The 12,494-nt window shown below is 67.4% G+C and carries 9 protein-coding genes; 6 read left to right on the top strand and 3 right to left on the bottom strand.

Translation table 11 applies throughout. From position 1 onward, the window contains the following. The first annotated feature begins 1 nt into the window (after position 1). The 6 genes from AC1RHV_RS09250 to AC1RHV_RS09225 all read left to right on the top strand — a co-directional run bounded on the left by AC1RHV_RS09250 (position 2) and on the right by AC1RHV_RS09225 (position 8,459). Entirely contained in the window at positions 2-2,263 is a 2,262-nt protein-coding gene (locus AC1RHV_RS09250; RefSeq protein ID WP_054453060.1) for a GNVR domain-containing protein, read from the top strand. A 20-nt stretch (positions 2,264-2,283) separates the two neighbouring features. Continuing rightward, the gene (locus tag AC1RHV_RS09245) at positions 2,284-3,687 is read left to right on the top strand and encodes a phosphomannomutase/phosphoglucomutase (RefSeq protein WP_054453058.1); all 1,404 of its coding nucleotides are present in this window, start codon (positions 2,284-2,286) and stop codon (positions 3,685-3,687) included. A gap of 13 nt (positions 3,688-3,700) precedes the next feature. Then, positions 3,701-5,368, top strand: a complete 1,668-nt coding sequence (pgi, locus tag AC1RHV_RS09240) for a glucose-6-phosphate isomerase (RefSeq protein WP_054453056.1) — start codon at positions 3,701-3,703, stop codon at positions 5,366-5,368. 8 nt (positions 5,369-5,376) lie between these two features. Next, positions 5,377-6,426: a UDP-glucose 4-epimerase GalE gene (gene galE / locus AC1RHV_RS09235; protein WP_119450026.1), complete on the top strand. Its 1,050-nt coding sequence runs from the start codon at positions 5,377-5,379 to the stop codon at positions 6,424-6,426. Positions 6,427-6,600: 174 nt separating this feature from the next. Then, a complete protein-coding gene (epsC, locus tag AC1RHV_RS09230; RefSeq protein ID WP_054453050.1) occupies positions 6,601-7,548 on the top strand; it encodes a serine O-acetyltransferase EpsC in 948 nt (315 codons plus the stop codon). Between the two features lie 92 nt (positions 7,549-7,640). After that, complete coding sequence (locus AC1RHV_RS09225) at positions 7,641-8,459, top strand: NAD-dependent protein deacetylase (RefSeq protein ID WP_119450025.1); 819 nt, start codon at positions 7,641-7,643, stop codon at positions 8,457-8,459. Positions 8,460-8,620: 161 nt separating this feature from the next. Here AC1RHV_RS09225 and AC1RHV_RS09220 read toward each other — a convergent pair whose 3' ends face one another. From AC1RHV_RS09220 to AC1RHV_RS09210, 3 genes are all read right to left on the bottom strand, one after another. After that, on the bottom strand, positions 8,621-9,475 hold the full coding sequence (locus AC1RHV_RS09220; protein WP_054453047.1) for an inositol monophosphatase family protein: 855 nt from the start codon (positions 9,473-9,475) through the stop codon (positions 8,621-8,623). A 148-nt stretch (positions 9,476-9,623) separates the two neighbouring features. After that, positions 9,624-11,093: an NAD-dependent succinate-semialdehyde dehydrogenase gene (locus tag AC1RHV_RS09215; protein ID WP_054453045.1), complete on the bottom strand. Its 1,470-nt coding sequence runs from the start codon at positions 11,091-11,093 to the stop codon at positions 9,624-9,626. A 123-nt stretch (positions 11,094-11,216) separates the two neighbouring features. Then, the gene (locus AC1RHV_RS09210) at positions 11,217-12,482 is read right to left on the bottom strand and encodes a 4-aminobutyrate--2-oxoglutarate transaminase (RefSeq protein WP_054453043.1); all 1,266 of its coding nucleotides are present in this window, start codon (positions 12,480-12,482) and stop codon (positions 11,217-11,219) included. Between the last annotated feature and the right edge of the window lie 12 nt (positions 12,483-12,494).

Raw genomic sequence — 12,494 nt, 5'->3', positions numbered from 1 at the left:
CATGTCGTTGCCCATCGAATCGTTCGAGCCGTCCGTGCCGGCTCGCCAGCAGGAAACTCCGTTGTCGTCCCATGTGGACGCCATCTTCTCCAACCGGTGGATGATCATCGCGATCACTCTGCTTGCATTACTGGGGGCGCTTACCTATGTGATGATCACGCCCAAGGTGTACTCGGCCGACATCATCGTGCAGGTGGAAGAGGAAATGCCGCAGGGGCAGAGCCGCAGCCTGCTCGGCGATGTGTCCTCCATGTTCGATACCAAGGCGGAGACCTCGGGCGAAATGGAAGTGCTGCGTTCGCGCATGGTGGTTGGACCCGCAGTCGACAAGTTCCTGCTGTACATCCAGGCCAAGCCGCGCTATTTCCCCGTGATCGGCGAATGGCTGGCGCAGCGCTACGAAAGCCTGCCGTATCCGTCGAGCCTGCCGCGCGGCGGTTATGCATGGGGCGGCGAAGCCATCGCGATCTCGCAGCTGGACGTGCCCAACGAATGGCTGGGCAAGCCCTTTCGCGTGACCACGCTGGGCGAAGGGCGCTACACGCTGAGCGACAAGTTCACGGGCGCGACCTTCAACGGCACCGTGGGCAAGCCCGAGCATTTCCGGCTGCCTGGCGGCGGCGCGATGGACGTGCATATCGACGCGCTGACGGGACGCCCCGGAACCGAGTTCACGGTGTCGCGCAGCTCGCGCCTTGCAGCCATCGAGGATGTGCAGGCGCGTCTGGGGATCTTCGAGCGCGGCCGCACGTCGGGGGTGATCGGCGTCACGCTGGAAGGCAATGATCCCGCGCTGACGACTGCCGTGCTCAACCAGATCGGCCAGGAGTACGTGCAGCAGAACGTGAACCGCAAGTCGGCGCAGGCCGAGAAGTCGCTGGTATTCCTTGAACAGCAGCTGCCGGTGCTCAAGGGCGAGCTGGACGCGGCCGAGACCAAGTACAACTCCCTGCGCAACAAGCGCGGCACCATCGACCTGAGCGAAGAAGCCAAGCTGATCCTTGCGCAATCGGTGGATGCGCAGACCAAGGTGATGGAACTGCGCTCCAAGCGCCAGGAGATGATCACCCGCTTCGCGCCAACCCACCCCAGCATCGTGGCGCTGGACCGCCAGATCGCCGGGCTGACCGGGGACGTCAACCGCATCGGCAACAACATCCGCCAGTTGCCTGACCTGGAGCAGGACGTGGTGCGCCTGGTGCGCGACGTGCGCGTCAACACCGAGCTCTACACGGCATTGCTCAACAACGCCCAGCAGCTGCGCCTGATCCGCGCCGGCAAGGTGGGCAACGTGCGCATCCTGGACTCGGCGGTGCAGCCGGACAAGCCGGTGCGTCCCAAGGCCGCCATCATCATCGGCGTGGCGACCGCCTTCGGCCTGATCTTCGGCATGCTGTGCGCGTTCGTGCGCAATGCGCTGTTCGGCGGACTGTCGGAACCCGACGACGTCGAACGCCATACCGGCCTGCCGGTGTTGGCCGCCATTCCCTATAGCGACATGCAGGACAAGCTGTGGCGGCGCAGCCGGCGCAAGAACGCCAGCGTGCCTGCGCTGCTGGCGCAGAGCCAGGGCAACGCGCCGCCCATCGAAAGCCTGAGGTCGTTCCGCAACGTGCTGCAGGCGTCGCTGCGCCAGTCGGCCAACAACATGGTCATGTTCACCGGGCCCGTGGCAGGCGTGGGGAAGTCCTTCCTGTCGGCCAACTTCGCCTTCATCCAGGGCGGCGTGGGCAAGCGCGTGCTGCTGATCGACGCTGACTTCCGCAAGGGCCAGCTCAACCGCTACTTTGGCGTGCCCAAGGAAGACGGCCTGTTCGAAGTGCTGTCGGGCACGATACCGCTGACCCAGGTCCGCAAGCACAGCGTGTCCGAGGGCGTGGACTTCATCGCCACCGGCGCGGTCACCTTCGACCCGTCCGAGTTGCTGGCCTCGCCGGTGTTCGGCGAAACCCTGCGCGAACTGGCCTCGCAGTACGACATGGTGATCCTGGACACGGCGCCCGTGCTGTCGTCTCCGGACGCGGCCGTGGTCGGCACGCATGCGGCGGCGGTGATGGTGGTGGTGCGTTCGGGCATGAACACCGTGGGCGAGATCCGCGAGACGGCCAAGCGCCTGATCCAGGCGGGCGCGCCGGTGGACGGCGTGCTCTTCAACGGCCTCAAGCTCCTGCCGGAACGCTTCGGCTTCCGGTCCAAGTACGGCAGTTACCGCTACTCCCGTGCGGCGTATTACGGCGATTTCAAACAGAACGGCCCTAAATAACGCCACCCGGAGAAACTGGCATGCACGGAACTTTTGGCTGGGACACGCCGCAAATTCTGGATGCGGTTTTCAAGGCTTATGACATACGCGGCACGGTGCCGGAAGAAATCGATGCGAGGTTCGCGCACAGCCTGGGGATGGCGGCGGGAACCCAGGCCCGCGAACAGGGAGCGCGGTCCATCGTGGTGGGGAGGGACGGCAGGCTGAGCAGCGTCGAGCTGGCGGCCGCCTTGCAGGCGGGCCTGCGCTCGGCGGGCATGCACGTCATCGACATCGGCATGGCGACCACGCCGATGGTGTACTTCGCGACGCGCCTGATGGACACGGGCGCTGGCATCGCGGTCACGGGTAGCCACAACCCGCCCGCGCACAACGGCTTCAAGATCGTGCTGGACGGCGCCTCGCTGTATGGCGAAGGCATCACCGCGCTGCGCGATGCGATGCGCCTGCCAATCGAGTCGGCCAGCGCCTCGGGCGGACGCACGCAGATGCAGATCATGCCGTGCTACACGGCGCGCCTGATGGGCGATATCCGCATGGCGCGTCCGATGAAGATCGCCATCGATTGCGGCAACGGCGTGGCGGGCGCCGCGGCGCCGGCGCTGTTCCGCGCCCTGGGCTGCGAAGTGGTCGAGTTGTTCTGCGAGGTCGACGGCTCGTTCCCGGGCCATCACCCGGATCCAGCCGATCCGCAGAACCTGCAGGACCTGATCTATTGCCTGCGCTATTCCGACTGCGAGGTCGGCCTGGCGTTCGACGGCGACGGCGACCGGCTCGGCGTGGTGACCAAGACGGGGCAGATCATCTGGCCCGATCGCCAGCTGATCCTGTTCGCGCGCGACGTGCTGTCGCGCAATCCGGGCGCCGAGATCCTCTATGACGTCAAGTGCAGCCGCCACGTGGCGCGCGCCATCACCGAGGCGGGCGGCAAGGCCACCATGTGGAAGACGGGGCACTCGCTGATCAAGGCCAAGATGCGCGAGACCGGCGCGCTGCTGGCCGGCGAGATGAGCGGCCACATCTTTTTCAAGGAGCGCTGGTACGGCTTTGACGACGGCATCTACGCCGCCGCCCGGCTGCTGGAGATCCTGTCCGGCGCGCCGGATCCCTCGGCCCTGCTGGAAAGCCTGCCGCAGTCCTGCGCTACGCCCGAAATCAAGCTGGAAACCGCCGAAGGCGAGCAGTTCGACCTGGTGGAAGCGCTGCGTGCGCAGGGACAGTTTCCCGGCGCGCAGTCCATCAACGACCTGGACGGCATCAGGGTGGATTACGCCGACGGCTTCGGCCTGGCGCGTCCGTCCAACACCACGCCGACGGTGGTATTGCGTTTTGAAGGGGACACCGTGGCCGCATTGGCCCGTATCGAGGAGGATTTCCGCAACGCGTTCCGACGCATTGCCCCTCATGTTCGTTTACCGTTTTAAGGAGCATCACGCGATGGGAAAGGCCAAGTATGCGATTGAGGCGCTAAGGGCGAATTCGGGCCTGGCGGACAGCCCGGAGTGGCAGGCGTTCGCGCAGGCCGCGCACGGCGCGGAATTGGACGGCGCGGCGCTGAAGGTCATCGAGGCGGCGGGTCTTTGCGTGGACCTGAGCATGCAACGGCAGTCGCCGGCGCTGGAAGCGGCGGCCATGTCGCTGCTGCAGGCGCGCGGCGTGGCGGATGCGCGCCAGGCATTGTTCGCGGGCGAGCCGGTCAACTGGACCGAAGGCAAACCGGCATGGCATACGGCGCTGCGCGCCGGGCGCACGCGGGAACAGCCTGACGGCCAGGACGCTGACTCCGTCTGCGAGCATTCGCGCATGACGGACTTCGTGCGGCGGGTGGACCAGACGGCCGATTTCAACACGGTGCTGCATATCGGCATCGGCGGCAGCGATTGGGGACCGCGCCTGGCGGTCCAGGCGTTTGGCGGGGCGCAGCAGCGCCGTCAGATCCGCTTCGTGTCCAACATCGACGGACACGCGTTCCATGATGCGGTGGCCGGGCTGGACCCGCGCCGCTGCCTGGTGGTGGTGTCTTCCAAGTCCTTTACCACCGCCGAGACGCTGCACAACGCGCGCGCGGCCATCGCCTGGCTTAAGCAGGGCGGCGTGGCCGACGTGTCGGAACATCTGGCCGCGGTCACCGCCAACGTGTCGGCGGCGCGCGCGCTGGGCGTGCCGTCCAGCCAGATCTTCAAGATGTGCGACTGGGTGGGCGGGCGCTATTCGGTCTGGTCGGTCGCCGGCCTGTCGATCGCGCTGACGGTCGGCGCCGACGTGCTGATCGGCATGCGGGCGGGCGCCGAGGCCATGGACCAGCATTTCCAGCAAGCGCCGTTCGCCTCGAATGCGCCGATCCAGCTGGCGCTGGCGGGCCTGGTCAACTGCAGCGTGCTGGGCCACAACTCGCTGAACATCGCGGCCTACAGCGCGCGGCTGCTGCACCTGGTCACCTATCTGCAGCAGCTGGAAATGGAATCGCTGGGCAAACGGGTCGCGGGCGACGGCGCGGCGGTCGGCGTGCCGACGGCTCCCATTATCTGGGGCATGCCGGGCACCGATGGCCAGCACACCTTCTTCCAGTGGCTGCATCAAAGCGAAGAGGGCGCGCCGGTGGACTTCATCGCCAGTCTGCAAGGCCATGCGGATAGTCCCGATGCGCACCGCATGCTGCTGGCCAACTGCCTGGCGCAGCGCCAGGCGTTGCTGCGCGGCAAATGCCTGGAGCAGGCGCTGATGGACGTGGCGCACATCGACGACCAGGAGCGTGCGCTGAGCCTGGCGCAGCACATGGTCCATCCGGGCGGGCGCCCTTCGACCCTGATCGTGTTGCGCCAGCTGGATCCTCGCGGCCTGGGCGCGCTGCTGGCGTTGTACGAGCACAAGGTGTTCGTGCAGAGCGTGGTCTGGGGCATCAATCCCTTCGACCAGTGGGGCGTGGAACTGGGCAAGCGCCTGGCCACCGGCATCGAGCGCGAGCTGGCGGTGCCGGTGTCGGCCGGCGTGGTGGACTGGGGCCACGACGCGTCCACCTCGTACTGGATCGACCGCTACCGCAGCCATGCGCAGGCGCCGCGGCCGCGCCATGCCTGGGTGCCGGGCGTGGCGGCGCATCTGTGAGGGAGACCATGCCGGATCTGCATGTGTTGGTGACGGGCGGCGCCGGCTACATCGGCACGCACACGCTGGTCGCGATGTTGGCGGCGGGCCAGCGGCCGCTGGTGCTGGATAACTTCAGCAACGGCAGCCGCGAGGCCGTGCGCCGCGTCGAGCGCCTCTGCGGCGTGGAGATTCCTCTGGTGGAAGGGGACATCCGCAGCCCTGGACTGGTCGAATCGGTGCTGGCCGAGACGGCAGCGCGCGGCGCGCCGGTGCAGGCGGTGCTGCATCTGGCCGGCAGCAAAGCGGTGGGCGAGTCGGTTGCCGATCCGCTCAAGTACTACGACAACAACGTCGGCGGCTCGGTGACGCTACTGCGCGCCATGCGCGAGGCGGGCGTGACGCGCATGGTGTTCAGTTCTTCGGCCACAGTCTACGGCGAGCCCCGCTACCTGCCGCTGACCGAGGCGCATCCGCTGGCGCCAACCAACCCCTACGGCCGCACCAAGCTGATGGTGGAGGAAGCGCTGCGCGATGTCTGCACGGCCGATCCCGCGTTCAGCGCGGTGACGTTGCGCTACTTCAATCCCATCGGCGCGCATCCGAGCGGCCAGATCGGGGAAAGTCCGCGCGACATTCCGAACAACCTGTTCCCGTACATCACCCAGGTGGCGGTAGGTCGCCAGCCTTTCCTGCGGGTGTTCGGCGACGACTACGAGACGGCCGACGGCACCGGCGTGCGCGACTATCTGCACGTGATGGACCTGGCGCAGGGGCATGTGCAGGCGCTGGCCTATTCGGAGCGCCACCCCGGATTCGTGGCGGTCAACCTGGGTACCGGGCAGGGCACCAGCGTGCTGGAGCTGGTGCATGCGTTCGAACGGGTCAACGGCTGCCGCATTCCCGTGCAGGCGCAGGCCAGGCGTCCCGGCGACGTCGAAAAGATGTGGACCGATCCCACGCTGGCGGCTTCCTTGTTCGGCTGGCATAGCACGCATGACGTGGATGCGATGTGCGCGGACGGCTGGCGCTGGCAGCAGGGCAACCCTCAGGGCTACGACCTCGGCACAGGGACATAACCCCTGCGCCGTATCGGATGGATTCCTCGAAACCGGCGCGAGCGGTTACAGTTGACGGAAATATTGCGAAGCAGCATTGCCCGGCGGCCTGGCCGCCGCGGCCGTGCACCGTCAACGAGGCGCACCCATGTTTGAATTCAATCCCTCTACCGGCCTCCTGCAGGAGCTGCAGTCATGAGCGGGCCGACCTACAGCGCGCCGGCCCACTGGAACCTGGACAGCATCGTGTCCGGCCTGCGCGAAGCGCGCGTGGCCTGGCGCGGTCCCCGCGGCCGCCTGCGCGAAGACGCCGGCCTGCGCGAATTCCCGTCGCAGGAAAGCCTGCGCCAGATCGTCAAGGATCTCTGTGGCGCGCTGTTCCCGATGCGCCTGGGTCCCATCGACCTGCGCGAAGAGGTCGAGGACTTCTACGTCGGCCATACCATCGGCGCGGCGCTGGACGCGCTGCTGCACCAGGTCTGTCTTGAATTGCAGTACGTGGGCCGGCCCGAACAGACCGAGCCCGCGGATGCGCGCCAGCGCGCCATCGAGATCGTGCGCCAGTTCGGCGCGGAGCTGCCGCGCGTGCGCGCCGCGCTGGACCTGGACGTGACCGCCGCCTATCAGGGCGACCCGGCCGCGCACAATGTGGACGAGGTCCTGCTGTGCTATCCGGGCGTGGCGGCGATGATCCACCACCGTCTGGCCAATGTGCTGTACCGCCTGGGCGCGCCGATGCTGGCGCGCATCGTGGCGGAAATCGCGCATGCGGATACGGGCATAGACATCCACCCGGGCGCGACCATTGGCCGCAGCTTCTTCATCGACCACGGCACCGGCGTCGTGATCGGCGAGACCGCCATCATCGGCGACCGCGTGCGCCTCTATCAGATGGTCACGCTGGGCGCCAAGCGCTTCCCGCCGGGTGAAAACGGCGAACTCAAGAAAGGCCTGGCGCGTCACCCCTTGATCGAGGACGACGTGGTGATCTACGCTGGCGCGACGATTCTCGGCCGCGTCACCATCGGCAAGGGTTCGACCATCGGCGGCAACGTCTGGCTGACCCGCAGCGTGCCGCCGGGCAGCAACGTGACCCAGGCCAGCCTGGTCAGCGACATGCCCGACTGCGGCCTGGGCGGCTGAGCAGCTTGAGGCCGCAGCCTTTCGCGCAGCGGCCGCCTTTTAGCGCGGGCGCCGATGCGCGCCCGCGTAACGGCCGGCCCTGAGGAGCCTGGATGGACACACGAGTCTCTGATCTGGCCGCGCTGCGCGGCTTTGTCGACCGCCACCCGCGGCTGTTTGTGCTGACGGGGGCGGGCGTCAGCACCGATTCCGGCATCCCCGACTACCGCGACACCGAAGGCGAATGGAAGCGCAAGCCGCCCATGACGCTGCAGACCTTCATGGGCGGCGAACTGGCGCGGGCGCGCTATTGGGCGCGCAGCATGGTGGGCTGGCGCCGTTTCGGCCATGTGCAGCCCAATGCCTCGCACCGGGCGCTGGCGCGGCTGGAATCGCGCGGCCGCGTCTCGGTGCTGGTGACGCAGAACGTCGACGGCCTGCACGAGGCCGCCGGCAGCCGCGACGTCGTCGACCTGCACGGCCGGCTGGACGAGGTGCGTTGCATGGCCTGCGACTGGCGCGGCGGCCGCCAGGCCTGGCAAGAGGCGTTGCAGGACGGCAACCCGGAATGGACGCTGCTGGATGCCACGGATGCGCCTGACGGCGACGCCGACCTGGAAGGCGAGGACTTTGCGCAATTTCAGGTGCCGCCCTGTCCGCGCTGCCGCGGCATCGTCAAGCCGGACGTGGTCTTTTTTGGTGAAACCGTGCCGCGCGAACGCGTGGACCGCGCCAACGCCGGCCTCATGAACGCCGACGCGGTGCTGGTGGTGGGGTCATCGTTGATGGTGTATTCCGGCTACCGCTTCGTCAGCGCCGCGTCGCGCAACGGCATGCCGGTAGCTGCCATCAACCTGGGGCGCACCCGCGCCGACAGCATGCTGACGCTGAAAGTGGAACTGCCTTGCGCCGTGGCGCTGGACGCTCTGTAACACACCCCGGGGCCGGCCGGTTTTTGACCGGTCTAAGCAAGTACTTGCCCTGCAAAGGTTTTTTTCGGCTGTTACAGACCTTTCCATAGGGTTGTCCACAGGAACTGGGGATAACTCCTAGGGATAACCCCGAGTTTTCGACCTTTTTAGAGCAGCGTTTGTCAAGTCTCGGGGGCGTCCGCCATGTCCCCCATTAGCGCCTTGCGGGCCGCGTGCCAGCTGCCGGCGTCCGGCGCATATAGCAGGCCGCCGGTGCGATGCGTGGGCTTGTAGGGCGAACCGTCGAAGTGGGCCGCGTAGCCGCCGGCTTCGCGGTGCAGCAGCCAGCCGGCTGCGTGGTCCCAGGCCGTCAATTGGTTGTAGAACGCGATGTGGCAGTGCCCGGCGGCCAGCATGCGGTACTCATGCGCGGCGCAACGCAGCGAGGCGGTGCTGCCCAGGCGCGACAGGTTGCTGTTGACGGTGGTACGCATCGGCTCGGGCAGGGCGCCGGTCGAGATCAGGCCGTCCATGTCTTCGGGCGGCGCGGGGCTGGCCACCGCGAGCTGGGCCTGCTTGCCGTTTTCATATTCCATCCAGGCGCCTTCGCCGCGCACGGCGAGCGCGCTGTCGCGGCTGACCGGGTCGTAGATGACGCCCGCGATCACGTCGCCGCGATGGCAGGCGGCGATCATCATGCCGAAGAGAGGCAGGCCCGCGACGTAGTTGCGGGTGCCGTCGATGGGGTCGATCAGGAAGGCCAGGTCGGCGTCGACCAGCATGTTCAGCAGCGCGGGATTGCGGGCCGAGGCCTCTTCGCCGATCAGCACGGCGCCCGGATGCAGCTTGGCCAGGCGCGCGGCGATCAGGCGTTCGGCGGCTTCGTCCGCGTCGGTCACGAGGTCGCGGGCGGAGCTTTTGCCGCGCACAGCGCCTTCCGGCAGATTGCGAAAGCGCGGCATGACTTCCGTCTGCGCGGTTTCGGCCAGGATGGCGGCAAGCCGGCGAGTGTCCTCGCGGGTGAAGGTTCTGCTCATACGGACTCGTTCGGTCAGGGAACGCGCAAATCTACCATGCCGGACGCGGGGCGGGATGCCACATATCGGACTCCCGGAAACCCGCGCGTCAAATGCGCGCGGCCCCCGCCGGCAGAAGCCGGCGGGGGCCGCGGCGCGCAAGGGGCCGTCAGGCGCCCAGGTCCACGCAGAGGTACTTGATCTCCAGGTACTCTTCGATGCCGTACTTCGAGCCTTCGCGGCCCAGGCCGGATTGCTTGACGCCGCCGAACGGGCCGACTTCATTGGAGATGATGCCGGTGTTGATGCCGACGATGCCGTACTCCAGCGCTTCGGACACGCGCCAGATGCGGGCGTAGTCGCGGGTGAAGAAGTAGGCGGCCAGGCCGAAGATGGTGTCGTTGGCCATGCCGATGACTTCCGCTTCGGTTTCGAAGCGGAACAGCGGGGCCACCGGGCCGAAGGTTTCCTCGGTCGCGAAGCGCATCGACTGGGTCACGTCGCGCACCACGGTCGGTTCGAAGAAGGTGCCGCCCAGCGCGTGGGGCTTGCCGCCAGCGATGACCTTGGCGCCGTGCGCGGTCGCGTCGGCGATGTGCTCCTGTACCTTTTCCACGGCGCTGCTGTCGATCAGCGGACCCTGGGTCACGCCGTCGGCGAAGCCGTCGCCGACCTTCATGGCTTCGACCTTGGCGACCAGGCGCTTGGCGATTTCTTCGTACACGCCGGCCTGCACGTAGATGCGGTTGGCGCAGACGCAGGTCTGGCCGGCATTGCGGTACTTGGAAGCCAGGATGCCGTCGACCGCGCGGTCCAGGTCGGCGTCGTCGAACACGATGAAGGGCGCGTTGCCGCCCAGCTCCAGCGACAGCTTCTTGATGGTGGGCGCGCACTGCTCCATCAGCGTGCGGCCGACTTCGGTGGAGCCGGTGAAGCTCAGCTTGCGCACCACGTCGCTTTCGCACAGGGCCGCGCCGATTTCGCGCGAGCTGCCGGTGATGACATGGAACACGCCAGCGGGCACGCCGGCTTCTTCAGCCAGCACGGCCAGCGCCAGCGCGGTCAGCGGGGTCTGTTGCGCGGGCTTGACCACCATGGTGCAGCCGGCGGCCAGGGCCGGGCCGACCTTGCGGGTGATCATGGCGGCCGGGAAGTTCCACGGCGTGATGGCGGCGGTGACGCCGATGGGCTGCTTGAGCGCCATCAGGCGCTGGCCGGCCTTGGGGCTTTGCAGGATGTCGCCGTCGATGCGCTTGGCTTCTTCGCCGAACCACTCCAGGAACGAGGCGGCATAGGCGATTTCGCCGGCGGCTTCGGTCACGGGCTTGCCCTGTTCGGACGTCATGATGGCGGCCAGGTCCTGCTGGTTCTGCATCATGAGCTGGGCCCACTTCAGCAGGATCGCGGCGCGTTCCTTGCCGGTCTTGGCGCTCCAGGCGGGCAGGGCGGCCTCGGCGCTGGCGATGGCTTGTTCGGCTTCCTTGCGGCCCAGCTTGGGCACGGACACGATGGTCTTGCCGGTGGAGGGATTGTCCACGGGGATGGACGGGCCATTGCCGGCGGCTACCCACTTGCCGTCGATGTAGCAGGCGTCGCGCAGCAGATCGGGGCGCGCCAGGGGATGGGTCAGTGCGGTCATTGTTGGAGTCTCCTTGAAGGGAAGCGGTGGGCCAGGAAACGCTTGCGGGCGTGGCGGCAGATCCGCTACGCCCGCAAAACTTGTGCCTGCCCGCCGGAATACCGGTAGTTCAGGTCCTGTGCGTCAGGCGGCGAGCGCCTCGGACAGGATGGCCAGCGCGCGATCGAACTGGGCGTCGGGGATGGTCAAGGGGTACAGGAAGCGCAGGACGTTGCCGTACACACCGCAGCTTAGCAAAATCAGGCCCTTTTCGATGGCGCGGGCTTGCACACGCTTGACCGCTTCCGCGTCCGGCTTGCCGGTGGCGGGATCGTTCAGTTCCAGGGCGACCATGGAGCCCAGGCCGCGCACGTCGGCGATGCCCGGCACCTTGGCGCGCAGGCCTTCCAGGTGCGCGCGCAGCTTGTCGCCCAGGGTGACGGCGCGTTCGCACAGCTTTTCCTCGGCGATCACGTCCAGCACGGCATGCGCCGCGGCGACCGCCAGCGGGTTGCCGGCGTAGGTGCCGCCCAGGCCGCCGGCCGCAGGCGCGTCCATGACGTCGGCGCGGCCGACCACGCCCGAGATCGGGAAGCCGCCGCCCAGGCTCTTGGCCATGGTGATCAGGTCGGCCTGGACCGAGTGGTGTTCCATGGCGAACAGCTTGCCGGTGCGGCCGAAGCCGGTCTGGACTTCGTCGGCGATCAGCAGGATGCCGTGTTCGTCGCAGATCTTGCGCAGCGCCGTCATCAGTTCCGGCGGGGTGATGTTGAAGCCGCCTTCGCCCTGGACAGGTTCCAGAATGATGGCCGCGACGCGCTTGGGATCGATGTCGCACTTGAACAGCAGGTCCAGCCCCTTGAGCGAGTCCGCCACGGTGATGGACTGGGTGGCGTTGGGGAAGGGCACGTGATAGATGTCGCCCGGCATCGGACCGAACGACAGCTTGTACGGGGCGACCTTGCCGGTCAGCGCCATGCCCAGCATGGTGCGGCCGTGGAACGAACCCGAGAAGGCGATGACGCCCGAGCGGCCGGTGGCCGAGCGCGCGATCTTGATGGCGTTTTCGACGGCTTCGACGCCGGTGGTGAAGAAGGCGCTCTTCTTCAGGCCGTCGATGGGGGCGAGGCGGTTGATGCGCTCGGCCAGCGAGACATAGCCTTCGTACGGCACGATCTGGTAGGCCGTGTGCGTGAAGTTGTCCAGCTGCGCGGAGACCGCGGCCTTGATCTTCGGGTGCAGGTGGCCCGTGTTCAGGACGGCGATGCCGCCTGCGAAATCGATATATTCCTTGCCATTGGCGTCCCACAGGGTGGCGTTTTCGGCGCGCACCGCGTAGAAGTCGCACATGACGCCGACGCCGCGGGGCGTGGCCAGGGAACGGCGGGTATTCAGGTCCTGATTCTTCATCTCAGCCTCTGC

It is taken from the genome of Achromobacter sp. GW823-FHT04E03 (genome assembly GCF_058796095.1).
The sequence above is the reverse complement of the archived record's forward strand: the minus strand, read 5'-3'. Positions and strand labels throughout refer to the sequence as shown.